The sequence below is a fragment of the bacterium genome, from assembly GCA_024228115.1.
Taxonomy (GTDB): domain Bacteria; phylum Myxococcota_A; class UBA9160; order UBA9160; family UBA6930.
This window is the reverse complement of the sequence record JAAETT010000050.1, coordinates 1-24,902: the sequence shown is the minus strand read 5'-3', so window position 1 is coordinate 24,902 and position 24,902 is coordinate 1. Positions and strand designations below refer to the sequence as shown.

The 24,902-nt window shown below is 64.3% G+C and carries 20 protein-coding genes; 14 read left to right on the top strand and 6 right to left on the bottom strand.

Features of this window, described 5'->3' with window-relative positions; all coding sequences use genetic code 11:
• Nucleotide 1: 1 nt before the first annotated feature.
• The 7 genes from nrfD to GY937_01805 all read left to right on the top strand — a co-directional run bounded on the left by nrfD (nucleotide 2) and on the right by GY937_01805 (nucleotide 7,420).
• The gene (gene nrfD / locus GY937_01835) at nucleotides 2–1,225 is read left to right on the top strand and encodes a polysulfide reductase NrfD (GenBank protein MCP5055444.1); all 1,224 of its coding nucleotides are present in this window, start codon (nucleotides 2–4) and stop codon (nucleotides 1,223–1,225) included.
• Nucleotides 1,222–2,229, top strand: coding sequence for a PQQ-binding-like beta-propeller repeat protein (locus tag GY937_01830; GenBank protein ID MCP5055443.1), 1,008 nt, complete (start codon nucleotides 1,222–1,224; stop codon nucleotides 2,227–2,229). The genes nrfD and GY937_01830 overlap by 4 nt, the downstream gene beginning before the upstream one ends.
• Entirely contained in the window at nucleotides 2,226–2,471 is a 246-nt protein-coding gene (locus GY937_01825) for a chaperone NapD (protein MCP5055442.1), read from the top strand. The genes GY937_01830 and GY937_01825 overlap by 4 nt, the downstream gene beginning before the upstream one ends.
• 185 nt (nucleotides 2,472–2,656) lie before the next feature.
• Complete coding sequence (gene napA / locus GY937_01820; GenBank protein MCP5055441.1) at nucleotides 2,657–5,257, top strand: nitrate reductase catalytic subunit NapA; 2,601 nt, start codon at nucleotides 2,657–2,659, stop codon at nucleotides 5,255–5,257.
• A gap of 2 nt (nucleotides 5,258–5,259) precedes the next feature.
• Entirely contained in the window at nucleotides 5,260–6,045 is a 786-nt protein-coding gene (napG, locus tag GY937_01815; GenBank protein ID MCP5055440.1) for a ferredoxin-type protein NapG, read from the top strand.
• Nucleotides 6,042–6,869, top strand: a complete 828-nt coding sequence (gene napH / locus GY937_01810) for a quinol dehydrogenase ferredoxin subunit NapH (protein ID MCP5055439.1) — start codon at nucleotides 6,042–6,044, stop codon at nucleotides 6,867–6,869. Before napG ends, napH begins: the two co-directional genes overlap by 4 nt.
• Nucleotides 6,870–6,883: 14 nt before the next feature.
• Complete coding sequence (locus tag GY937_01805) at nucleotides 6,884–7,420, top strand: hypothetical protein (protein MCP5055438.1); 537 nt, start codon at nucleotides 6,884–6,886, stop codon at nucleotides 7,418–7,420.
• Between the two features lie 14 nt (nucleotides 7,421–7,434).
• On the opposite strand, the gene GY937_01800 is transcribed toward GY937_01805, so the two are convergent.
• Both GY937_01800 and GY937_01795 read right to left on the bottom strand, forming a co-directional pair.
• A complete protein-coding gene (locus GY937_01800) occupies nucleotides 7,435–7,863 on the bottom strand; it encodes a cytochrome c (protein MCP5055437.1) in 429 nt (142 codons plus the stop codon).
• On the bottom strand, nucleotides 7,863–9,407 hold the full coding sequence (locus GY937_01795; protein ID MCP5055436.1) for a hypothetical protein: 1,545 nt from the start codon (nucleotides 9,405–9,407) through the stop codon (nucleotides 7,863–7,865). The genes GY937_01800 and GY937_01795 overlap by 1 nt, the downstream gene beginning before the upstream one ends.
• A 114-nt stretch (nucleotides 9,408–9,521) precedes the next feature.
• On the opposite strand from GY937_01795, the gene GY937_01790 reads away from it, so the two are divergent.
• Genes GY937_01790 through GY937_01780 form a run of 3 tightly spaced genes read left to right on the top strand, consistent with a single transcriptional unit; the run spans nucleotide 9,522 to nucleotide 12,906 of the window.
• The gene (locus GY937_01790; GenBank protein ID MCP5055435.1) at nucleotides 9,522–10,712 is read left to right on the top strand and encodes a radical SAM protein; all 1,191 of its coding nucleotides are present in this window, start codon (nucleotides 9,522–9,524) and stop codon (nucleotides 10,710–10,712) included.
• The gene (locus GY937_01785) at nucleotides 10,709–11,896 is read left to right on the top strand and encodes a protein nirF (protein ID MCP5055434.1); all 1,188 of its coding nucleotides are present in this window, start codon (nucleotides 10,709–10,711) and stop codon (nucleotides 11,894–11,896) included. Before GY937_01790 ends, GY937_01785 begins: the two co-directional genes overlap by 4 nt.
• Complete coding sequence (locus GY937_01780) at nucleotides 11,893–12,906, top strand: Lrp/AsnC family transcriptional regulator (GenBank protein MCP5055433.1); 1,014 nt, start codon at nucleotides 11,893–11,895, stop codon at nucleotides 12,904–12,906. The genes GY937_01785 and GY937_01780 overlap by 4 nt, the downstream gene beginning before the upstream one ends.
• Before the next feature lie 39 nt (nucleotides 12,907–12,945).
• On the opposite strand, the gene GY937_01775 is transcribed toward GY937_01780, so the two are convergent.
• The 3 genes from GY937_01775 to GY937_01765 form a co-directional block, all read right to left on the bottom strand.
• Nucleotides 12,946–14,256: an alginate export family protein gene (locus tag GY937_01775; protein ID MCP5055432.1), complete on the bottom strand. Its 1,311-nt coding sequence runs from the start codon at nucleotides 14,254–14,256 to the stop codon at nucleotides 12,946–12,948.
• A gap of 12 nt (nucleotides 14,257–14,268) precedes the next feature.
• Nucleotides 14,269–15,120, bottom strand: a complete 852-nt coding sequence (cobA, locus tag GY937_01770) for a uroporphyrinogen-III C-methyltransferase (protein ID MCP5055431.1) — start codon at nucleotides 15,118–15,120, stop codon at nucleotides 14,269–14,271.
• A gap of 206 nt (nucleotides 15,121–15,326) precedes the next feature.
• On the bottom strand, nucleotides 15,327–16,025 hold the full coding sequence (locus tag GY937_01765) for a CBS domain-containing protein (GenBank protein ID MCP5055430.1): 699 nt from the start codon (nucleotides 16,023–16,025) through the stop codon (nucleotides 15,327–15,329).
• A 112-nt stretch (nucleotides 16,026–16,137) separates the two neighbouring features.
• Between GY937_01765 and GY937_01760 the strand changes: the two genes are divergently transcribed.
• The 4 genes from GY937_01760 (at nucleotide 16,138) to GY937_01745 (ending at nucleotide 23,896) form a co-directional block, all read left to right on the top strand.
• Nucleotides 16,138–18,027 carry a hypothetical protein gene (locus tag GY937_01760; GenBank protein MCP5055429.1) on the top strand — a complete coding sequence of 630 codons (1,890 nt, stop codon included), beginning with the start codon at nucleotides 16,138–16,140 and terminating at the stop codon, nucleotides 18,025–18,027.
• A gap of 97 nt (nucleotides 18,028–18,124) precedes the next feature.
• The gene (locus tag GY937_01755; GenBank protein MCP5055428.1) at nucleotides 18,125–20,629 is read left to right on the top strand and encodes a hypothetical protein; all 2,505 of its coding nucleotides are present in this window, start codon (nucleotides 18,125–18,127) and stop codon (nucleotides 20,627–20,629) included.
• Between the two features lie 4 nt (nucleotides 20,630–20,633).
• Nucleotides 20,634–22,310, top strand: coding sequence for a hypothetical protein (locus GY937_01750; GenBank protein ID MCP5055427.1), 1,677 nt, complete (start codon nucleotides 20,634–20,636; stop codon nucleotides 22,308–22,310).
• A 65-nt stretch (nucleotides 22,311–22,375) separates the two neighbouring features.
• A complete protein-coding gene (locus GY937_01745) occupies nucleotides 22,376–23,896 on the top strand; it encodes a sulfatase-like hydrolase/transferase (protein MCP5055426.1) in 1,521 nt (506 codons plus the stop codon).
• Nucleotides 23,897–23,902: 6 nt separating this feature from the next.
• On the opposite strand, the gene GY937_01740 is transcribed toward GY937_01745, so the two are convergent.
• Complete coding sequence (locus GY937_01740; GenBank protein ID MCP5055425.1) at nucleotides 23,903–24,760, bottom strand: hypothetical protein; 858 nt, start codon at nucleotides 24,758–24,760, stop codon at nucleotides 23,903–23,905.
• Nucleotides 24,761–24,902: the final 142 nt, after the last annotated feature.

The following is a 24,902-nucleotide window of genomic DNA, read 5'->3' as shown; positions in this document are numbered from 1 at the left end:
CATGACGGTATACCTCGCAGAATTCTGGCATTTCACCAAGGAAAGTGTGGCTCTCGTCGCGAGCGGGAGCCGCGGGTACATGCTCTGGGTAGGCTTGCTGCTCCTGATGATCCTTGGCGGGCTCTACGCCTTCGTCAACCAGGCGAGCTTCGGGTTGGTCACGTCCAACATGCGCGACCCGGTCTCCTGGGGCTTCTACATCGGCAACTTTGCATTCCTGGTCGGAGTGGCCGCAGCAGCGGTGATCCTGATCATTCCTGCCTACATCTACAACTGGGGACCCATTCGCGAGGTCGCCTTGCTAGGCGAACTGCTGGCGATCTCCGCCATCATCATGTGCATGCTCTTTGTAACCGTCGACATCGGGCGCCCCGAAAAAGTCTGGCATATGATGCCAGGCGTAGGCACGCCGAACTTTCCCTACTCGTTGCTCGTATGGGATGTCCTCGTTCTCAACGCCTATTTCGTCCTCAACTTCTTCGTCGCAACCTATCTCGTGTTCATGAGCTACACGGGGCGGAAGTACAATCCGTCCTTCATCATGCCAATCATCTTCCTCTCCATTCCCCTGGCCATCAGCATCCATACGGTGACCGCGTTCCTCTTCATGGGACTCAAAGCCAGACCGTTCTGGAATGACGCCATCCTGGCACCCCGCTTCCTGGCGAGCGCCTTCTGCTCCGGCCCCGCATTGCTGGTGCTGATCTTCCAGATCCTTCGGAAGGTCAGTCCGGTCCAGATTTCGGGCGCCGCGTTGCGCAAGATCGGCGAGTTGCTGGCCTACGCCATGGCGATCAACCTCTTCTTCCTCGGGTGTGAGGTGTTCAAGGAGTTCTACTCCCATAGTCATCACGTCATCCATGCTCGCTTCCAATGGTTTGGTCTGGAAGACGGCTACGGCATTGCGGGCTACTCCATATTCGCGTTGACGTGCAACGTCACGGCGTTCGTCATCTTCGTCGTCCCCGCCCTTCGCAACCGTATCCGCTTCCTCCTCGTGGGGTGCGTGCTGGCCGTTGCGGGGGTCTACGTCGAGAAGGGACTCGGCCTGTTGCTGCCCGGGTTGACGCCGGATGTCATCGGAGAGGTCTATCGATACACACCGAGCTTGAACGAGCTCATGGTGGGTGCAGGCGTCTGGGGCGTGGGACTTCTCAGCTTCACGTTCATGGCCAAGATCTCGATCGCCATCACGCTTGGGGAGCTCGGGTATCGGCGGACGTGAGTCCGTTCTCGCGAGGGCTCGCGTTGGCTCTAGCGCTCTCGGGGCTCGCAGGCGCAGCGGGGGCGGAAGGAAGCGAGTTCGAAGCGGCGTCTCGAGCCTTTCGAGCCGATCACATGATCTTGGACGCGGCACTCGGCGGGGACCGGGTGCTCGTGGCAACCCAATCGGGGCGCGTCGAGGCCTACGATTGGCGGAAGGGAACAACGCTCGAGGCGCTCCTCTCCCTCCCGCCTGAGCCGGGACACGAGCTTCCGGCCACGGTCTCCTGCGTCGCCATCTCCCCCGGCGGCCTGCGGGGGGCAGCCGCCAGCTCCGACGAGCGGCTCTGGCTCTTCGATCTGGAAGGGTCTGCGGCCGCGGCGTTGCCTCGCCCCTTGCCTACCTTCGGCAGCGTACTGGCGTGCCGATTCCTGGACGACCGGCACCTGTTGCTCGGGAGCATGCGCGGAGAACTCGCGCTTGTGGATATCGACACCGGCAAGGAGATTTACCGCAGACAGCTCGACTACGACCCGATCTATGCGATCGCCTCGAGTCCCGACCGCAGCCGGGTGGCCATCGGGTTGCGCTCGAGCCGTATCCAGGTGGTGGACGCGCGAAGCGGCCGGACACTCCAGATGCTGGAGGGCCATCGGGATAGCGTCTTCTCGTTGGGCTGGGCGAACGAGGGAGCGTTGGTCAGCGGGAGCAAGGACAAGCAGATTCTCTACTGGGATCTAAGGGTCGACCCACCCAGCCCGCGGACCCTCTACCGGGGCGACCGCTATGTCACCGCTGTCGCGATCGACCCGGCAGGCACGCGACTGGCCGCGACGCTCGAGGATCACAGGATCGGTCTGATCGAAATGCCGACGGGCCGGATCCTCGAACAGCTCGCGGGACACACGGCGCCCATCCAGGCCCTCGCGTTCACGTCGGGCGGAAACCATTTGATCAGCGCCGGAAACGATGCACGGGTGCTGGTATGGAACATCGAGAATCCCGAGGAGAATGAACGGCCATGATGATTTCAGCCATCCTGGTAACGACACGTCCCGAGCATATCGACGAAACCCGGGCGGCCGTCAATGCCCACGAGTGGGCGGACGTCCACCACGTGGAGGATGAGAGCGGGCGAATCATCGCGACGATCGAGGCCGCTTCCACGAATGAGGCCACGGCACGTATCCTCGAGCTTCGAGAGATCCCCAACGTCATCCTCGCCGAGATGGTCGAACACTTCGTAGACGAGGAGGCCGGCAAATAGCCGGCGCCAGGTTGCAGCCAACTGAGGCTTGCTTCCGCATCGACCGGGGCCCTGCGCCGCACCACGCTCGAAATGGGGGCTGAGAGCCCGCCACAGCCACTCTCCGCTGGCGCGATCCTTGCTTTTGATAGGAGACGCGCCGAGCCGTCCGGCTCGTGAGCGCGCGTATGACGAGAGAGGGCACCATGGAACAAACGCGTCGTAGTTTTCTGAAGACCGCCGTTGCAGCCTCCGCCGCAACCAGCATGGGAATGTGGGTGCCGGCAGAAGCCCAGGCCAAGGCCAAGGCGCTCGAAGCGGGATGGAAATGGGATAAATCCGTTTGCCGTTTCTGCGGAGTCGGCTGCGGGATCATGATGGCGACGAAGAAGGGGCGCGTGGTGGCCGTCAAGGGCGACCCCGAATCCCCCGTCAACCGCGGCATCAACTGCATCAAGGGCTACTTCAACGCCAAGATCATGTATGGCGAAGACCGCTTGACGCGTCCGTTGCTCCGGAAGAAGAACGGGAAGTTCGACAAGCAAGGCGATTTCACCCCGGTGAGCTGGGAAGAAGCCTTCGACGTGATGGCCGCCAAGTTCAAGGAGGCCTACCAGGAGTCCGGCCCTTCGGCCGTTTCGATCTTCGGCTCGGGCCAGTACACGATCGATGAGGGCTACGCCGCCGCCAAGTTCATGAAGGCGGGCGTGCGATCCAACAACATCGACCCGAATGCACGCCACTGCATGGCTTCCGCGGTTGCCGGGTTCATCCAGACCTTCGGCATCGACGAACCCCCGGGCTGCTACGACGACATCGAAGTGACGGATACCGTGGTCTCCTGGGGCGCCAACATGGCCGAGTGTCACCCGATCCTCTGGTCGCGCGTGACCGACCGCAAGCTGACGCATGCGAAGACGAAGGTGGTCAACCTCACCACATTCGGGAATCGCAGCGGGGATCTCGCCGATCTGGAGATCGTCTTCAAGCCCCAGACCGACCTGGCCATCATGAACTTCATTGCGAAGCACATGATCGAGAAGGACGCGGTCAACCATGACTTCGTGAAGAAGCACTGCATCTTCGCAACTGGCCCGGAGGACATCGGCTACGGCCTGCCCGCGGACCATCCGCGCGAGCAGGGCCAGACGATGCGGAGCAAGGCGGGCGCTCACTGGGCGATCTCGTTCGAGGAGTTCAAGCAGAAGCTCGAGCCCTACACCGTCGAGTATGTCAGCGAACTCTCGGGAGTTCCGAAGAAGGAGCTCCTGGAACTCGCCGATCTCTACGCCGACCCGAAGCGGAAGGTCGTCTCCTTCTGGACGATGGGCTTCAACCAGCACACCCGCGGAACCTGGGTCAACGAGCAGATCTACATGATCCACCTGCTCGGCGGAAAGATCTCGACGCCGGGCGCCGGTGCGTTCTCGCTCACGGGCCAGCCCTCTGCATGCGGCACCGCGCGAGAGGTGGGCACCTTCGCCCACCGTCTGCCTTCGGACATGGTGGTCGCGAACCCGGGCCACCGGGCGAAATCCGAGAAGCTCTGGAAACTGCCTGCAGGAACGTTGAATCCGAAGGTGGGCACCCATGCGGTGGCCATGATGCGGGCTCTTCGCGCCGGATCGGTGCGGTTCTTCTGGGCGCAGGTGACGAATCCCTTCCAGGACTTCGCCAACGCCAGCGAGTGGATCCGCGCCGCACGCGAAGGTGACAACTTCATCGTCGTATCGGATTGCTACCCGACCGTATCCGCCAAGGTGGCGGACTTGATCCTGCCGACCGCCATGATCTACGAGAAGTGGGGGGCATACGGGAACGCGGAACGTCGCACCCAGCATTGGCGCCAGCAGGTGAAGGCACCGGGCGAAGCCGAGGGCGACCTCTGGCAGGTCCTCGAGTTCTCGAAGCGCTTCAAGCTGAAGGAAGTCTGGGGAGAGCAACCGCTCCCGGGCCTGAAAGCGGACGGCTTCGAGGACGGCAAGCTTCCGGACGTGCTCGCTGCTGCCAAGACGATGGGATACGACCCGGAGCAGACCTTGTTCGATGTCCTCTTCGCGACGGACAAGATGAAGAAGGTGGCCTGGCCCGACCCGATCGCCGAGGGTCATCCCAACGACATGGCCGAGCATTTCGGCTTCTTCGTGCACAAGGCGCTCTGGGAGGAGTACCGCGAATTCGGCCTCGGCAACGGCCACGATCTGGCCGATTTCGACACCTATCATCGGGTGCGCGGTCTGCGTTGGCCGGTCGTCAACGGGCGTGAGACCCAGTGGCGATTCAAGGAGGGGTACGACCCCTACGTCAAGCCCGGCGAAGGATTCAACTTCTACGGCAAGGCGCTGAAGAAGATCCCCCAGGGCAGCCTGAAGGGAGAGAAGGTCGACCTCGCCGGCAAGGCGAAGATCTTCTTCCGTCCCTACGCGGAGCCGGCCGAGAGCCCGGACGCCGAATACGACCTCTGGCTCTGCACGGGCCGTGTCCTCGAGCATTGGCATTCCGGATCGATGACCAAGCGCGTGGAAGAGCTCAACCGAGCCGTCCCGTATGCGGTGTGTGACATGCACCCGGAAGACGCGAAGGCGCGGGGCATCGCACGCAATGAGGAGGTGATTCTCGAATCTCGCAGAGGTCAGGTCAAGGTGCGCGTGGAGACCCAGGGGAGGAATCGACCGCCCCGCGGCCTCGTCTTCGTACCCTGGTTCGACGAGAACGTCCTGATCAACAAGCTCACCCTCGACGCCACGTGTCCGATCTCGAAAGAGACCGACTACAAGAAGTGCGCTGCCAGGGTGCGCAAGATCTGAACATGGACGACTCGGGCCTCAGCCGACGCGAGTTCCTTGCGGGCGCGTTCCGCGGGCGGAATCTCGCCCTCGCGGGAACGGGCGGAGCCGTCTGGGCCCAACTGGTCGAGGGACAGCGTGGCCCGATCCTCCGGCGCCGGCCGCCGGGTGCACGGGCGGAGCCGGAGTTCCTTGCCACCTGCACCAAATGCGGCCAATGCGTCGAGGCGTGTCCCTACGACACCCTGGAACTCGCAACCGCCGGTGAGGAGTCGCTGGGCACACCGTCCTTCGAGCCCAGGAAGGTCCCGTGCCACATGTGCCCGGACGTGCCCTGCGTGGCGGCCTGCCCGAGTGGCTCCCTCGTGCCCGAGACGGCCATCGAGGACGCCCGAATGGGGCTGGCCGTTCTGACGGACCAGGAGACCTGCCTCGCGTTCAAAGGCCTGCGCTGCGAGGTGTGTTACCGCGCTTGCCCGCTCATGGGCAAGGCGATCCAACTCGAGTTCCGGCCCCAGGAACGCACGGGCAAACACGCCTTCTTCCTTCCGGTCGTCAATTCGGATGCATGCACGGGATGCGGGATGTGCGAGCACTCCTGCGTTCTCGAGGAGGCGGCGATCAAAGTGCTGCCCCCGGCGCTTGCCCAGGGCCGGCTCGGATCCAACTACCGCTTCGGCTGGGAGGAAGAGCCAGAGATCAGTCGGGATTTCACTTCTTCGGATGCCGTGCAGCCCGAGGAGTGGCAGGACAATACGAGCAAGGTGCTCGATGCACTCGATGCGCTGGAGGACACCACGACGCCATGAGTTGGCTCCTCGCTCATCGCTACCTCGTGCTTCGCCGGCTCAGCCAGGCGGGGATCCTCTTGCTGTTCTGGCTGGGTGCTCACATGCACCTGGGCTGGCTCACGGGCAATCTATCGAGTTCGCGTGTGCTGCGGACCGTCCCCCTGTCCGATCCCTATGCCGCGCTCCAGGTCCTCGCCAGCGGTCACCTGATCACGGGCACCGTGCTGCTGGGCTCCATCCTGGTCGTGCTGTTCTACGCATTCGTTGGCGGGCGAAGCTTCTGCTCCTGGGTGTGCCCGGTCAATCCGGTCGCGGACCTGGGTCGCATGATCAAGCGACACTTTCGCCCCCACGGCCAATTGCCCGTTGCGCGTGAGGCCCGGTACGGATTCATGCTGCTCGGGCTCGCGCTGTCCGCGGTGCTCGGTGTCGCCGCCTTCGAATGGATCAGCCCAGTCTCCATGCTCCATCGCGAAATCATCTTTGGAGCGGGCCTCGGGCTGCTCGTCATCCCGTGGATCATGCTGCTCGATGTGTTGGTCCTGCGCCACGGCTGGTGCGGATCCCTTTGCCCTCTCGGTGCATTCTATGCACTGATCGGCCGCGTCTCCCTGCTGCGACCGGCCTTTGCGGCCGAGCGCTGCGACCACTGCGGGGATTGCGTCCGGGCCTGCCCGGAGCCCCAGGTGCTCCACTTCGACAAGATCGCCGCGGCGGGATTCGTCGGAGGCGGGGAGTGCACGAACTGCGCGCGATGCCTCGAGGTCTGCCCGCAGGACGTCTTTTCTTTCAATGTTCGACCCATCCGCGCCGGTAACGAACCGGCAACGACCGAGATCTAGCGCAGGAGGCTGTCATGCAGTCAGGAATCTGGTTCCGCCTTTCCATCACCACGATGCTCGTGGCCCTTCTGGCCGGGGGCGTCAGTGCGGAAGACATCAAGAACGCCGAGGTCGACGATGGCGTCGACGTTTACTTCCGCGATGTGGATCTGAGCGCGCTCGCGAGCCAGGAACTGCCGATATTCCTCGATGGGGAACCCGGCGAATCGAAGCTCCTGGATCGCGCGTTTCCCGATGCGCCCCCTGGGATCCCCCACACCGTCGAGGACATGCTGCCGATCCGGCGGGATTCGAACGAGTGCCTCGAGTGTCATCACCCGACAAACGTCACGGAAGACGACGAGATCCCCGTCACCGAGAGCCACTTCGAGAACGCCAAGATGGTGGAAGGCAAGCCGGGAGAGGCGATGCGCCTCAAGGTCGAGTCCTACGCGAAGGGGAAGGATCTCTCGGGGGCCCGGTACAACTGCACGATGTGCCATGTGCCCCAGGCCACGAATGTGAAGACACCGGCCACGAGCTTCGAGAGCGTGAAGGCCGAGAAGGAGTAGAGGCCGGCTTTGCCCTATTCGTCCGGCGTTTCAGAGAAGCGCCGGACGAAGGCCACCATCTCCCAGATCTTCTTCTCGGACCAGCCGTGGTCGGATTCGGGGCCAAACGCCGGCATGGCGCAGCGGGGCATGCCTCCGACCAGGATCTGGTAGAAGAGCTGTCCGTCGCTGCGTTGGCTCATCGCGGCGGCATCCGTGAGATCGGCCGGCGGGACGTCCTGCTCTGCGTCGGTTCCCGCGCCGTCTCCGAGGGCCCCGTGGCAACGTGCGCATTTGGTCTTGAACTGCTTCGCGAAGTAGACGACCCGTTTCGCTGAGAGGCTCACCTCGTTCTTCGCGTGCAAGAGCTCCTCGGGGACATCGTCGCGGGCGTCGGCAGCCACTGCCATCGCCAGCGTCGCGATCACGGCCAGCGCCCGGCCCGACCGGAAGGTGAAAGCCATCAGTCCGAGGCGCTTTCGCTGCGCGCCTCGGCGGCGTGCAGATCGCGCGTTCGATTTCGAGCGTTGTACTTGCCCACCGGCATAGCGTATGGGAGGCGTGCGACCTCAGCCAGCGTGGTCGAATCGTAGACCACGACCGCCCCATCCACGTGCCAGACGCTCACGAGGGCCTTGTCTCCGTCGGCGGTGAACTCGACGTGCATCGCCTTCTTCCCGGGAGCCGGGTGCAGCGTCCGCTCGAGAAGCCGAAGCGTGCTCTTCTCGACCAGCTCGATCTCCTCGGTATTCGAATCAACCCAGAGATAGGGCGTTGCCTCGTGGGTCCGAACGAAATAGCCAGAACCCTTCAGCGGGATCTCACGCAGGATTTCGAACGATTCCATGTCGACGATCGAGAGCCGCGGAACGCCGATGTGATTGAACGCCGCCCGAAGGGCTCCGCCCTCATCGAAGAAGCAGGCCGAGAAGAGGTGGGGCAAGCCACTGGTCGGGAGTGTCCCCAGGACGCGCTCACTCACCAGATCATAGAGGAGCAACCGCTCCCCCTTGCGAGAACTCGCCACGACCTGATTGCGACCCGGTACCAACGTGAAATCCTCGAACGGCTCGGGAAGCTCCACCCAGCGGAGTTCGAGATTGGGAAGGGAGACGATCAACAGCTTCGGCTCGTCTCGAAATCCGAGAATGAAACGCTGCTGGCCCGGAACGCTCTGCTTCCCCGGAACGAAGTAGACCCCGCTCGGTTGTGCGGAGAGGGGGATGCTCCGGACCGGTCGAAGCTGGCCATCCATGACCACCAGGCTACGGGGCAACTGGTTCGCCGCCGCGACGAACGTTCCGTCAGGGGAGACCGCAATGTTGCGGCTGTTGACCCCGACTTTCACGCGAGTACGGAGCGCAAACCGGTCGAGGTCATACTCCACGACGGTACCGTCGCGGGTCACCGCGTAGACGCGGTGGAGATCCCGGTCGAATTTGGGCCCTCCGTGGATGCGCCCGACCGGGAAGCGGTCGAGCTCCGAGAGCCGATCCCCGTCGAGAACGGAAATGCTCCCTGTGGCCCGCTCGACGACCAGGATGAGCGCGTCCCGACGAATGGACTTCGAGATCCGATCCGTGCCCGGCTCCTCCTCCACGCGGCTCGCCGCGATCGCATCGACGCCCCACGTGACCTCGGGGAGCGGCCTCTGGACGAATTCGACGAGGGCCTTTGCGGCAGCCTCGTCGAGCCGATCGCCGAAAGCCGGCATCTGCGTGTTGGGAAGCCCCTCGAGGATCCCCTGCACGAGCGCATCGCTCTTCTTGCGGGCCAGCGCCTCGGCGTAGAGCGGCGGCGCGTAGCCGCCGTAGCGATCGGCTCCATGACAGCTGGCGCAATACGCCTGGTAGAGGGCTGAAGGAGACGTCTCCGTCTCTGCGACGGCCAGTGAGGCCAGCCCCAACGCCAGGAACAGGGTTGCCGCGCTCTGGAGGCGCCTTCCTCGCTCACGACGATCGGAGCCCCTCGCCGGGCTGCCAGACGGAGCGGGGGTGCCGGCGTGCATCCCAGCGGTTGTAACAGCCCGATCCCGCCCCCTCAAGCGCCGGCTTTTCGGTCGTTCCGCACACCGGTATGCTCTGCCACCGATTTCTGGCGGAGCGGAGAGACCATGCTTCCCGTGAGCGACCTCCTCGAGGTCGGAATGAATGAGCTGTCGACGGCTGAAGTGAGCGCACGTGCTCCCCAGCGCTTCACGCGGACCCAACTCCACGGGCCCGTGATCGTCTGGAACGTCTGCGTCCACTGCAATATGACGTGTCCGCATTGCTACGCCTCCGCAGGCTCGCGCCCTTCACCGAAGGATCTCACCACTGCCGACGCCTGCGACTTGCTGGATCAGATGGCGGCAAGCGGCGTGACCATCGTCATCTTCAGCGGAGGCGAGCCGCTGCTCCGGGGGGATCTCTTCGAGCTACTCGCCCACGCCCGCTCAGTGGGCATCTCACCGCAGCTCTCCAGCAACGGAAGCCTGATCGATGAAGCGATGGCCCACCGTCTGGCCGAGGTGGGAGTTCCCTATGTGGGCATCAGCGTGGACGGTGTCCGCGAGTTCAACGATCCCTATCGAGGCATGGAGGGCGGAACCGAAGCCGCCCTCGCCGGCCTTCGCTTCGCCAGGGCGGCGGGAATGCGCACAGGGCTGCGCATGACCCTCACGGGGCGAAACGTCGACCAGCTCGATGCCGTGCTCGACACCGCGCGGGATGTGGGTGCGAGCCGTTTCTATGCCTCCCATCTGGTCTACTCCGGACGGGGCCGCCACATCGTCGATGAGGATCTGCCCCGCGACCGCGCCCGGTCCGCGGTCGTCCAACTCTTCGAAGCTGCCGAAAAACTCCTCGAGCGAGGAGAACCGCTCCGCATCGTGACGGGCTCCAACGATTCGGATGGACCGCTCTTGCTTCGCTGGGTCGCGGAGCGCTACGGATCCGCCGCGGTCGCGCCCGTCGAAGAATTGCTCCGCGAGCGCGGCGGGAACTCCGCCGGCGAGCGCGTTCTGAACATCGACCACCTTGGCCAGGTCCATCCGGACCAGTTCTGGCGAGGCGCCGTGCTCGGCGATGTCCGACGTGACCGCTTCGAAACGATCCTGGCCCACCCGCTCCGCCAGGAACTTCGCGAACGCGCGAAGCATCTAACCGGACGTTGTGGCCAGTGCAGCTACCTGGACCTATGCCGGGGATCCCATCGTGAGCGGGCAATCACCTGCCACGGTGACATGTGGGCGCCGGACCCGGCGTGCCTGCTGACCGACGCCGAGATCGGCTTCGACCCGGAAAAACCAAGCCCGAACAAGGAGATCGAGTGAACCGCACGGCGGCCTGGACCCTTCTGCTGATCTTCTGTCTTGGGCCCTCGCCCGCCTCCGGCGAGGGTGTGGGCTCGCGCGTCTTCGTCGTCGAACGCGCTTCGGGCAGCCTCGCTGTCTACGACTACCAGGCGCGAAAGCTGCTGCCCCAGCGGATCAAAGACCTCGGAAACCTTCGCCACGCGACCATGATCTTCTCTCCGGATCTCCGCTACGGCTACCTCTCGACCCGGAGCGGCAAGGTCAGCCGCATCGACCTGCAGAGCCTCGAACGCAAGGGGGAGATCTTCACTTCACAGAACTCCATCGACAACGCCATCAGCCAGGATGGACGGGTGATTGCGACCGCCGAATACGTCCCGGGCGGAGTCACGCTTCTCGATGCCCAGGATCTCCACCTCCTGAAGGAACATCGGGCGACGTTCGAAAGCAACGGCAAGACCATACCGTCCCGGGTGACCGGAATCGTGGATGCTCCGGGAAACCGTTTCGTCTGTGTGCTCATCGAAGGCGGCGAAATCTGGATCATCGATGCGAGCCGCCCCGACTTTCCCATCGAGCATCGCATTCCGACCAACGCGGCCCTTCCCTACGACGCCATGATCACACCCGACGGGCGCTACTACGTGGTCGGCCACCTGGAATCCGATCGGATCTCGGTGCTCGATCTCACGAAGCCGGAGGCCGGCGTTCGTGAGATCTCCCTGCGCGATCCCGCCGTGGAATACGACAAGAATTCACCGGTCAAGCTTCCCCATATGGCCTCCTGGGCCGTGGCGGGACAATGGATCTTCGTGCCGCTGGTCGGAGAGAATCGGCTCGCCGTACTCGACCGGAAGACCTGGGAGTTCCATCAGTCGATTCCCGTTCGGAGTCATCCGGTCTATGCGGTGCGCTCCCCGACCGAGCGTGAGGTCTGGGTGAGCTTCTCGGGGGAGGAGGACGATGCATTCGTGCAGGTCATCGATACGGAGAAGCTCGCCGTGGTGGACACGCTCGAGGTTGGCGGCCGCATCTATCACATGGACTTCACGCCGCGAGGCTCACACGTGCTCGTGAGCGCGAATCGAGACAACAAGCTCGTGCTGGTGAACGCGGCCAAGCGAAGCATCGAGGACGTCCAGACCCTGGAGTCCCCATCGGGCATCTTCGGCGTCTGGCGTGCGTTCAGGATCGGCCTGTGAGCGCCGATAGCCCGGCTACGCCGAGGGAAGAACTGATCCGAGCGGTCCAGGCCGGTGTACCGCTGACCCCCGCACCCTTCGAGAAGCTCGGCGGCGACCTCGGACTCGAAGAAGCCCGGGTGATCGAGGAACTTGGCGGGCTGGAGCGCGAAGGGGTCTTGCGCGAAATCTCCGCAGTCCTGGAGGGAAGTGCTCTCGGCTACGAGAGCGCTCTGGTCGCCGCAGAGGTTGCCGAGCCGGAACTCGACCGTGTCGTCGAAGTGATCAACGCGCACCCGACGGTGACGCACAACTACCTGCGGAGCCATCGCTTCAACCTCTGGTTCACCGTGGCCGTCCCTCCTTCGATGGGACTGGAAGCGACGCTTGCTGCTCTTTCCCGTGCCAGCGGCGTCCCTCGTTTTCATCCCCTGCAGCGAACCCAGACGTTCAAGATCGGCGTCAACTTCGATCCGAAGACGCGAAAGAACACCACCTCCGCCGTGGCCGGCCCGGAGGTCGCGAAGATCGAGATCTCCGAGGAGGATCGCCGCTGCTTTCGAGCCCTCCAGACGCCGCTGCCGATCCTCGCTCGTCCCTTCGATCTCCTGGCGGAGAAGGTCGGGGTCGAGGCCGACGATCTGCTCGCGTTCGGACATCGGCACCTGGGCGGCGCAATCCGGCGCTACGTCGGCACGCTGCGCCACAGGAAGCTCGGCGTTCGCGCGAATGGAATGGCCGTGTGGCAGGTTCCGGAAGCGGAGATCGAACGTGTCGGTCTCCAGCTCGCAGCAGCTCCCGAGGTGAGTCACTGCTACGCCCGGGACGTCGTCGAGGGCTTCCCGTACTCCGTCTACAGCATGATCCACGGTCCCGACGAGGCAACCTGCCGGAAGCTCGCAGAAGAGCTGTCCCAGCGGATCGGCGTGGAGGACTACGCGGTGCTGTTCAGCACCCGCGAGTTCAAGAAGACCCGCCTGCGCTACTTCCTGCCGGAGCTCGACGAATGGTGGTCGACCCACGGCGGATGACAGGATGGTGCCACCGCCATGGGTCGGACCCGGGTGCGCTCAGTAGTTGAAGGTCAGTTCCAGCCAGTAGCGCCAGCGGTCGGCACGTCCGCTTCCCGAGGTGCCGTCGAACCAGGCGCCCTTGGTCAGCACCGTGAAGTGCTTGTTGATCGGCTTGATGATGACGACATCGACTTCGTCAGCCAACGTGTCGTTGCCGTCGTCGTTCCAGAAGTGGTGGTAGACCACCTTGCCCTTCAGGCCCCAGGGCAGCTTCGGAGCCACGGCCACGTACAGGTCCTGGAGACCGTTCGTACCGCCGTTGTCCAGGAACGAGTCCGCCCAGCCGTTGAACTTGTGCAATGTGGCCAGGGGTGTCACGAAGCGCGCCTTGCCATCATCCGAGCCCAGCAGCTCGTAGCCCACGGTCACACCGCCGAGGTCCGAGTTGGCCAACCCTGCCTCTGCCGCGACGTAGTGGGCTGTGTAGTCCACCGGATTGTCGCCCGCGTCCGTCTGGAGCGCGTAGGAGGCTGCGTAACTCACGCTCCAGGGCCCATCGAGCGCCTGCTTCCCGCTGGCCCGCAGTCCGTAGGAGTTCGACGACATCCCATTGGCGAGGCGCGATATTCCAGCCAACGTCGTGTTGTCGAAGTCCAGCAGGTAGGCAAAGGCCACGATCTTTGCAGCCGGAATGCCATCGTAGGCGATATTGATCAGGTGGGACTGCGAGTCGAAGTCCCGGTTGTTCTCGCCGAAGATCCGCCGCACGTCCCAGACGTACCCGTAGGTCGCCTTCAGGTGCTCGACCGGGCTGACACTGAAGAGCGCAGCGTCGTACGTCTGCTCGTTCTGCCTCCAGCCCACGTTTCCGACGAAGCGAACGTCGTCGAGCTTGATGCGCTGGCGTCCGGCCTTGAAATCGAGCCCGAAAGCGTCCTTGTTCTGGTAGCGGACGAAGAGCTGGTTCAGCTCCGTCTCTTCCGGATCGGCGATTACGGTCTGACCGGTCGGCGACTCGATCGTGTCGAAGTACTGGTCACCCGCGAAGGAGGCGATGTTCTCGCCTTCGACGTAGAAGGAAAAACCTGCGATCGGCTTCGTCCCGATACCCAGCCGCGTGCGCACTGTGTAGGCCTGGGATGAATCAAAGCCATCCATGTTCGCGAGTTCCATTCGCGCCCGGACGTTGAGATTCACCTTGAAGAACTCGTTGTTGAACGCGCTCTCCCATCCGGCCGGTGCATCAGCGGCTTCGTCGGCCAACGCCGAGCCCGGGACTACCACAAGAGCGAACGCCATCGCGACGATGGCGCACAACCCTGCGAAGGTCCCCCTTCGCTCACCTGAGATCGTCATCTCCCTCAACATCACCCCTCTCCTTCATTGACAATGGATACGTTCATCCGCCGAGTCGATTCGCCTCGACGCCAAACGTGCGCGAAGCGTAACGACACGACCAACAACCGCTAGAACCGGAGTCTCCAGGCCAGAGGTCTGAAGATCGACGACCGCGGATCCCACGGACGTCACGACGACGCGCTGCTTCTCCGTCGCCCCTCGGCTGATGAGGGCTACGGGCAGCTCCGCTGGGTAGCCCTCTCGGAGCAACTGCTCCTGCCACGTCGTTGCGGTGGCACGAGCCATCATCAGGACGAGTGTCCTGCGCTCCAGAAACGGCGGAATCGACAGTTCACTCGCTTCGGCGCAGCGATGTGCGCTGGCGACGACGAAGCTATCCGCCAGACCACGGTGGGTGACGGGGATTCCCGCCAGTTCCGGCACCGAAGTCGAGCTGGTCACTCCGGGAACGACATCGAAGCCGATCCCGGCATCCGCGACACCCAGGGCTTCCTCTCCAAGGCGGCCGAGAACTGCCGGATCGCCGCCCTTCAGACGAACGATTCTCTTCCCTTGCCGGCCAAGACGAATGAGCAACTCGATGATCTGTTCCTGGCTCATCGAGTGCGCGCCACAGCGCTTCCCGACGAAGACACACTCGGCGTCGAGATCCTCGAGCAACGCCGAATCGACAAGGCTGTCATACAGGATGACCTGCGCCTTCTGCAGCGCACGCCAACCCCGCAAGGTGATCAGATCGGCATCACCGGGCCCCGCGCCCACGAACCAGACGAAGCCGGGCCGTCCGCCCCGGCCACGCCGTTTGGACTCGAGAAGCCCCGGGGCTGGCCCAGACGGATCGGCGTTAAGGTGCGGCTCTTGGGCGGTCATCATAGGCTCCCGCCCCGAAGTGAATTCACGAATCGTGCCGAATCAGAATACTGCCAAGAGCCGTTTTCACCCGTCCAGGGACAGTTTCGGGCCAATTCGGCCGAAATCCTGCCCCGGAGTGCCCCACTCGAACGGGGCACGATGGAGCCTGGGGGAAACACCCACCGCTGGACGACGGCATGCCCGTGGACTGGAGTGAGGGTCCGTCGTCAGGCCAACAGAGCCAGGAAATCGCCTTCGGTCAGGATGCCGCGGACCCGGTCGTGCTCGACCACCGGAAGACAGCCGACACGGTGCTCGATCATCATTGCGCCCGCGCGGGAGAGCAGCATGTCGGGCTCGACGACGGCCAGGTTGGTCGTCATCACCTGCTTCACGGGTAGGGCCTCCAGCGTGCGCCGATGCGCCTCCGACCCCTGTCCAAGGGACCAGGCAAGGGCGCCGTAAAAGAGATCGCGCTGGCTGACGACGCCGGCGAGGCGCCCGTCTTCTTCTACCACCACGACGTGACGGAACCGACCCACCTTCATCAGGTCGTCCGCCACCGAAAGCCGGTCGTTGCGACTCACCGTCTTGACATCGCGGGTCATCACCTCGCGCACAGTCAGGTCGCTGTGGAGAGAAGGCCGCTCCGTGTCCGGCGGGGCGGACGGCGTTTCGGATTGCGCAGGCGCCGTTGCCCCGCCCCCCCAACGCTCATCCAGTTCACTCGCTATGCCATCGAGCTCCTTCTTCAAGCGGGTGATTTCTACCGCGAGGGCAGCGGTCGTCCTGCAGTCGCTGGTCAAGGTGGCATCACCATTTCGGGTGAGTCCGGCGGTAGCTCCCACTGCGATCCGGGCGATCTGGCTCTCCGAGGCGCCCCGGCCCGTATCCGTGATGTCGAGAATCAGGCTCTGTTCACTCATGGCGCAAAGAAATGCAGGATGCATGCCCAGGTCTCTCGGGCCGGGCTTCGGCCCTCCTCGGAACGCTTGCAGTCCGAATGGGCGGCCGGGGAAGCTCGGGTAGGATGGACCCATGGGTCCCAGCCAAAGCTCCCGTCGCTGGAATCCGGGTGCGTTTCTCGGCGATCGTGGCCCCGCGATCGAGAACGATTCAGCCGACGCCCCGCTTAGAATCGTCTGCGAAGGGGCACTGGCGGTCCTCTTCAGCTGGACCCTGGCGTACCACCTGATCGCGTCTCTTCAGCTGCCGGCGTACTGGATCTGGCCACCCTTCGTGCTGTTTCTGGCCGCATCCGGCAGCGCTTTGCTGCAACCTTGGCGACGGGACCTTCGGGCTGGCCCGGCGGATCTCGGCCTTCTCTCCGGAGCGCTTCTGCTCGGAGGTGCACTGAGCGTCTTCGTCCTTTTTGTCTCCCGACCCGACGCGGACGACGTGCAGTATTTCCACCGCGCGCTTCTGCAGCTCCGGGATTTCGGTCAGCCGTTCATCGTCACGGAGAAGATCCACGACGTCTCCGACCTTCCGCTCAGTTCCGTCATGACGGTCACCTCTTACGAGTTCTTCGTGGCGATGACTGCAGATCTCTTCGACATCGATCCGGTCTTTGCCTTTCACAACCTCGGCGCGGTGGTGGCCAGCGTTCTCTTCGTTCTTGCCTATGTCCTCATCTTTCGCGAGTTCGGACTGACGTCGATGGCTTCCATCGCCGCAACCACTCTCGTCTGTGCGTTCATGCTAGTCGACGGCAACGTCCACCGATCCCTAGGGAACGTCACGCTCGTTCGCATCTGGCAGGGCAAGGCGATCATGTGGTCTCTCGTGATCCCGTTGGCGATGTTGACGTCGTATCGCTACCTCGCGGTTCCGCGTCTCGAGCGTTTCCTGCCGGTGCTCATGGTCTCGGTCGTCGCCGGGGGCTTGAGTTCGTCGGGCCTCTTCATGGTGCCGGCCATGACGTTCGTGGCATCCGCGGCCTATGTGCTGAGCCGTGGCCCTACACGGGAAAATCTCACCCGCGCCTTCCGAGTCAATCTGGCCTCGACCTATAGCGGCTGCATCCTGCTGGCCATGATGATTGGATGGCTCCCGACGTATCCGCTCGAGGAACTCTACGTCAGCTGGCCGGCAACCTGGATGGCGAACCTCCAACTCGTCATCGATGGTCCCTGGACGCTGATTCGGAACATCCTGCTCTTGATCGTGGTCCCGGCGGTGCTGCTCCCGGCGCCTTTCAGACGCTTCGTGATCCTGCTGAGCCTCGTGCTGGTCGGGCTCTTTGCGAACCCCCTGACCGGCCCCGTGTTCTTGAAGCTCCTGCATTCAGGAGCCTACTGGCGCCTGGCCTACCTCTTCCCCTTGCCCCTATGCGCGGGACTCCTGGCCCGCTCTTTCTTCGCCATCGGGCATGGGCCGCGAGAACGCGCGGCGGAGATCGCGGTGGGTTTGTTGGCGGTCGCCTCGATCGCCGTCGCCTACGAGCACTCCCCGATCGCTCCGGGCCCGGGCCAGTCGCCGGTCTGGTTGAAACAACCCATGGAATACCGCTTTCCTCCGGCCGAACTCGATTTCGCACGTGAAATCGCAGATGAACTCGACGGCCGACACGTGCTGGCCCCCGAGTCGATCATTCATGTTCTTCCTCTGCTCGTGCCGGACCTCCGGCTCGAAACCGCTCGTGCATTCCAGACGCAATTCGCCTTCGACATCGCTGGACGAAAAGAGGAAGGGCTGCGCAGGATGACCGCACAACACTTCGTCACCGGCTGCAGGCCTGCACCCGTGTCGGCCGCCGCCCTGCAGGGCTCGGTGGCTGGCGGCGTGGATGCCGTCGTGCTCGCAGGCTGCCGACCCAAGGCACAGCTCGCGATGAAGCAACTCCTGACGTCATACGGCGGCGACTGGAGAGTGGCCCGACGCGCCGGTAGCTACACACTCCTGCTTCGGGCGGACACAGAAGACTAGTCATCGCGAGGCCAATTCGGAGCGATGGGGGTATGATCGGAGCGCGAGGAACCGTTCTGGGCCCTCGAAAGAGGACCCTCTACCCGCAACGAGACCCATGCCCGCATTCGCACTTCCCGCTCTGTTTCTCGCCTCGGGCTTCTCCGCCCTCGTCTACGAGGTTCTCTGGGCGCGACAACTCGTACTCGTCTTCGGGAATACCGTCGATGCTACGACGACGGTTCTTTCTGCGTTCATGGGTGGTTTGGCCCTGGGAGGCATTGCCGGCGGGCGGATCGCCGCGAGCCTGAAGACGTCGCCCTTGAAGGCCTACGCCGTGCTCGAAGCGGGCATCGCGGTCTTCGCGCTGGGCTTCCCGTTCTACCTCCAGGCGCTCCTCCCCATCTATCGGTGGATCTACCCTGAACTCGCGACCTCCCCACTGGCACTCACGGGAATGCGTTTCGTCATGGTCAGCACCTACCTGGTGCTTCCGGCCGCCCTCATGGGTGCGACGCTTCCCGTTCTGGCGCGGGCGACTGCGCCCCGAGCGGGAGAGGCGGCGGCATCTCTCGGTGCGCTCTACGCAGCCAACACGGCAGGCGGTGTGCTCGGCGTCGTACTGACCGGTTTCTTGTTGATCCCCGGTCTGGGGATCTCTTCAACGAGCATGGTGGCAGTTGCCATCAATCTGGTCGTAGCGGCCATCGGTTGGTCGATGTCGGCCCGGAACAAACCAGGTGCCGCGGCGGTTTCCGGGGCCGTGGCGACTACGGCTGAACGAACGGCTGCACAGGCCGCCATCTTCGCCACCGGGACGTTCGGCCTGGCGTTGGAGGTGATCTGGACGCGGATTCTCCTGTTGGTCTTCGGCAGCACCGTCTACGCCTTTTCCGTGATGCTGGCGACCTTTCTGACCGGAATCGCATTGGGCGCTGCGCTGACCCGGCGTTTCGCCTCCCGCGTGAGCCAGCCTTCCTCCTGGATCGCCTTGCTTCCCCTGCTCCTGGCGGTCGCGGCGGGTGTCGCAGCGCATATGGTCGATCTGCTGCCATCCGTCTTTTCGACCACCCTGCTTCAATTGAACTTGAGTTGGAGAGCCGACATCCTGGGGCGCGCGCTCGTCTCGGCCATCGTCCTTCTGCCAACGTCATTGCTCCTGGGTGCCATGTTCCCACTGGTCATCTGCGTTGGCCCGTCGGAGCCTGGGCCTCTCGCCCGCTGGACCGGAACGATCTATGCCTACAACACCGCAGGGGCCATCCTTGGCAGCGTGACGGCGGGCTTCTTGTTGGTGCCGGTGCTCGGGACCCTGAACAGCCTGCGAGCCCTCTCCGTGGTATTGGGCCTGCTAGGCCTAGTGCTCGCGTGGCGAACGGACCTACGCCGCGGGGCCTCCGTTCTTGCTGTCATCGCTGGAGCTCTTCTCGCGACGTTGCAGCCCTGGGACGTGGCGACGATGTTCGAGCTGCGTGGGCTGCAAGCAAGCCGCGCCCAGAAGGCAGAGGGCATCCCCACGGTCGTGTACCACGCCGAGGGCAAGATCTCGACGGTCACCGTCACGGAGACGCCGGAAGCAGCACTCAAGATCCTCCGGGTGGACGGAAAGATCGAGATGACGACCAAACAGATCGATGTCCGGTTGGGGAAACTTCTCGCCCACCTCCCGATGCTGCTCCACCCCGCCCCCGAGCGCGTCTTCAATCTCGGTCTGGGCGCGGGCCTGACGGTGGGTGCTCTCGCGACCCACGGACCGCGTGTCATCGATGTCGCAGAACTCGAGCCGCATATGGTGGAGGCGGCGCGATTCTTCGAGAAGGAGAATCACGACATCGTCGATCACGAGCGCCTGCAGATTCTTTTCCAGGACGGCCGCAACCATCTCTTGATGACCGACCGCTCCTACGACGTCCTGGCCAGCGATCCCCTGGAGCCGGTCGTGGGCCCGGCCGCCAGCCTCTTCACCCGCGAACACTTCGAGATTGCACGATCACGCCTGGCGCCGGGTGGCTTGATGAGCCAATGGATTCCACTCTACGAGCTGGGTCCACAGGAATTCTCTTCAATCCTCAAGGCATTCGATGCGGTCTTCGAACACGTCACCTTGTTCTTGACCGGCGGCGACAGCATCTTGATAGGCTCCGAGGGACCCCTGGACCTCGACGTGGAGCGCATCGCGAAGAGAATGGAAATCCCCGAAGTGCGAGACGACTTGATCTCCATCGGATTCCATTCGGCCGAGCGCCTTCTGGGCAGCTACGTGACGGTCATCGGGCCCGAACATACGCTCGCGATGGATGTCGTCGAGAACACCGACGACCATCCCTACCTCGAGTTTGCCGCACCCAAGCTTCAGCGGGCCGACACCTGGTCGACGAACCTCCGCCGATTCCTGACCTGGAAGAAGTCGCCGCCGCCGGGGGCCACCCCGGGCGTGCACGATGCCTTTCGCTCCCAGAAATTCTGGCTCCAGGCTCGTCTGGCGTTGAAGAACCGGGACCTCAAGACCTCGGGCATGCTCCTGCGCCGTTCCCTGAGCCTGGATCCCGGCAATCCCCTGGCGCAAGAGCAACTCGTCCAGTGGGAAACCGTGCGCGCAGCGGTGCAGCGCGCCCGGAGGTAGCGCTTTGCGAATCGGAAGCGGGGAGCTGCGGGAAACACGAACCGGGCGCAGCACCCAGGTACTCGGCCACCCGGGCCGACTGGCGGCCGTCGGCCTGCTCTTCGCGCTGGCCTGCCTGCTCGTCTACAGCCCCGCCCTCTCCGGTCCCTTCGTCTCCGACGACGCGCAGTACCTCGTCAACAATCCCTACGTAAAGGATCTCTCGCCCGATCATCTGATCGAGATCCTCGATCCAACAGGCGCGCTGGTGCCTCTCGTCGCGAACTACGCCCCGGTCCACCTGCTTCTGCACGCGCTCGGCTGGTCCCTCTTCGACGCTGAGCCGACCGGCCATCATGTCATGAACCTGTTGGCGCACGCAGCCGCCTCGCTCCTGTTGGTGCTCATGCTCTGGCGTTCCGGCCTTCCCGAAGCGGCTGCGCTCTTCGGCGGCGCCGCCTTCCTCCTCCACCCCGCCAATGTGGAGGCCGTGGCGTGGGTGACGCAGCTCAAGACAACCTCTTCCATGGTGTTCGCGCTGCTGGCGCTCCTGGCACTCGACCGACGGCCCGGCTGGGCAACGGTCGCGTTCGGGACCGCCCTGCTCGCCAAACCGATTGCCGCCGTTGCACTACCCGTCGCGATCTTGCAGGGGTTCGGCCGGGCGCGGCGGGGGGAGAAATCGCCCTCGGATGCGGCGCGGCGTTGGCGCTGGCTGGGCGGCTGGGGCGTCGTCTTCATCGTCTTCGCGATCATCGAAATGATCGCGTTCCAGCACGCCGTCTCCTACGTCGAAAGGTTGCACCCGGATCTTCTCGTACAGCTTCGCACCTCCATCGCCCACGTATTTCGCTATCTCGTGATGGCCACCACCACGCTCGGCCTCTCGGCCTTTCACGAACCCGACCCGAGCCTCCAACTGCTGGATCCAGCCTGGCTCGGAGGCCTCGCCTGCCTGGTGTTGCTGGGCGCACGCACGCTCTACGTACTGGCCCGAGGCAGGGAAGAGGCCGTCTATTGGGCCTGGGCGGCCATCTCGTTCCTGCCCGTCTCACAGGTCTTCCCCTTTCCGTTCCCGATCGCCGACCGCTACCTCTACGCAATCCTTCCGGGCCTCCTGGGCGCCGTGCTGCTTGCAGGCCACGACGCGGTGGGCGCGCGTCCCGCCTTCCTGAAGCGCGCGACCCCCTGGCTGATGGCCATCGCCTGTCTGGTGCTGATCGGACTCGGAAGCGGCAGCTACCAGCGAGCGCGTCTGTGGGGGACACCCGCGTTCCTGCTGGCCGAGTCCGCGCGCAACTACCCGCATGGCGTGCATGCGCAAATGAGACGCGCCGAGCTGGCCGCTGATGCCGGGGATTTCGGAGTTGCCGTCGACGCGCTGCGTGCCTGCCTCGACCGCGGCTATGACGGCTTCGACAAGTTGCTCGGCAACCCAAGGCTGCTGCCGCTGCGGGGTGATCCCCGCTACCGGGCGGTACTCGCCGGCATGGCGCAGCGTTGGATAGATCGCTGGGGTGACGTCGAATCACCCAGCCAGCCCGAACTGCTCTCGCTCGGGGTGGCTCACCGCATGCAGAGCGACGATGTCGCGGCGCGGCGCGCGCTCGAACGCGGCCTCGCGATCGAAGGGCCCCTCGAGGCTGCGCTGCGCTCGCAGCTCGCGGAGGTCGAGGCGGGACGCGACATCTTGAACCCCTGACCTGGAGCCCGGAGTCAGGAGGGGATGCGGGCGGATTGCTAGGATCGCGAGAGGCAGCCACTGCGATGAAGAAACGAACTCTCCCGCGTTCCCATCCTCTTCTCCACCCTCCTGCCAACGACATTCCTCTACCGAGCCGGCTCGAGGCACTCGCGTCGGGAATCGTCGGACTGATGCTATGCGGCCTCATCGCCTGCGGCGAAGGACGAGAGACTGCGGTGAACGAGCCGGGGGCTCCTGCCGAAACCAGCCAGACCTCCCTACCGGGCGATTCCGAGCGCCCTGCCATCCTCCTCGTCACGATCGACACGCTCCGCGCCGACCATCTCGGCGCGTACGGCTACTCCCGTGACACGTCACCCCATCTCGATCGCCTGGCCGAGGAGGGAGCGGTCTTCGGTGTGGTCTATGCGCCCACCGGTGCCACCTGCCCCTCTCACGCCACCCTTTTCACATCCCGATCCCCCATGGCCCACGGCGTGGTTCGAAACGGGTTCGTCCTGCAAGATCGGGAGAAGACGCTCGCCGAGATCCTACAGGCCACCGGCTGGCAAACCGGGGCCTTCGTGAGCTCCTACCCGCTGAAATCCGACTTCGGTTTCGGGCAGGGCTTCGAGCACTTCGACGGCGACTTCAACGCGTCCGAGCCCACCTTCGTTCAACCCCGTTGGGAAGGAAAGAAGGTCAAGGGGGCTTTCGATCGGCGGGGCGACGTCACGGTCGATCGGGCGATCTCGTGGCTCGAAAAACAGGGCGCCGAAGCTCCGATCTTCCTGTGGGCGCATCTTTTCGATCCTCATGCTCCCTATGCCGCGCCGGGGCCCGATCGCACGCGCTACACGAGCTGGACGGATGATCCCGTAGCGCGCGACGTTGCGCTCTACGATGCCGAAATCCGTTTCGCGGACGCCCAGGTGGCCCGTTTGCAGCGTGCATTCGAGCAGCATGCCGGCAGCAGACCCACTCTGATCGTCGCCACCAGCGACCACGGGGAGGGGCTCCATGATCATGGCTACCGCACCCACAACCGGGATCTCTTCGACGAGGAAGTGCGCGTCCCCCTGGTGGTGCGATGGACTGGTCACGTTCCACCGGGCCTTCGCATCGACGAGCCCGCCCATCTGATCGACCTCGCACCCACCTTGCTTGGTCTCCTCGGAATCGATCCCCCTTCCGAAACCCGGCCAGGCACGAGCAATCTGGGATTCTTCGATGGCCAGGATCTGTCGCCGCTGTTGCTGGGCGGAGAGGTACCCGGCCTCGAGGAGAGGGTTCTCTGGCTTCAGCGCGCCTTCTACCGACGGGGACGCCGGCAGCTGGGCGAACGGGGCTGGGGCCTCGGCCTTCGAAAGGGGCGCTGGAAGTACATCGAAGCCAGGGCGGAGGGCCGCCGCGAACTCTACGACCTCGTCGCCGACCCCGATGAGCGCCGGTCTCTGGCGGAGGAGAAATCGGAGTTCAGCAACGAGCTGTCTGCACGACTCACTGCTTGGCGAAAGCGTGAGTTCGCGGAACGCCGATCCGGCACCCAGAAGGTCCGCCCGGAACAGGCCGAAGCGCTTCGCGCTCTCGGCTACGTGGAGTAGAGCGAGTCAGCCCGCTGGGTCGGGGCTTTCAGCCATGACCTCTTCACCCAACGGGCCGAACATCAGGAAGAGCGACCTGGCTTCCCGTTCGCATTGTTCGGCATCGCGTCTGTCCGCCGAACAACTCCGCCAGGCGATCTGCAGCGCTTGTCGGGAAAAGGGAACCGCGTGGTGGTAGTAGCGCTCGAAGAGCGCAGTCGTTTCTCGCACTTGTCCGAGTGAGCCGCCGAGCGAGGTCGGCGCCGCCCCACCGTGGAGCATGCGCAGCTTCTCCAGCAGTCCGTCCACCTTCCCCTGCTTCTCGAGAGTGCGTCCATGACGCGCCACGGCCTGCCCCGCCGCGGCGGAAACCGGATACTCGCTGCTCCAGGCGGAGAGCAATGCAGCCGCCTCGGAGGGGCGTGCCATTTCGATCGCGTGGGCAACCGCCTCGGCGAAGACCTCTTCGCGGGCGGGGCCACCGCCAGGCGGCAGGCTGCGACGCAAGAGAGAGCGCCCAGCGCCGAGTCGGGCATTGGCAAGACTCGCGAAACTCGGCAGGCTGGCTTCCCGGCCTCGGAAGAATGCACGCGCCGCCTGGTCGCTCAGGATCGGGTGACGCAGCGTATGAAGCGGGCCTTCGAGACCGCCGGCATTCGCCGTCCCCTGGGGCAGGATTTCGTGGGTCAGCAACTCGTTGAAGCTCGAGATCTTGGCCCGCTCGAAGCCGGCAGTGAACTCAGCCATCTCGAAGCGACTGCGCATTCGCTCCAGGTCGATCTCCGCCGGGTCGTTGAACCCCATCAGCAGCAGGTCCGGCCCGTACGTGTACCAGACCGCGATGGAGTCGAAGACGTCCACATACGTCCGCAGCACGGTCGTCACTGTGTAAGCGGCCGGATATCGCCGTTCTTCCCGGGCTCGCCGGCGAGATGTAGACCCACCGCATGACAATCCGGGAGGAGGCGGCATGCGGGTGCAAGCGAACGGGAAGGTGAGGCGGTCGAGCGAGGAGTGGCGGGAGATT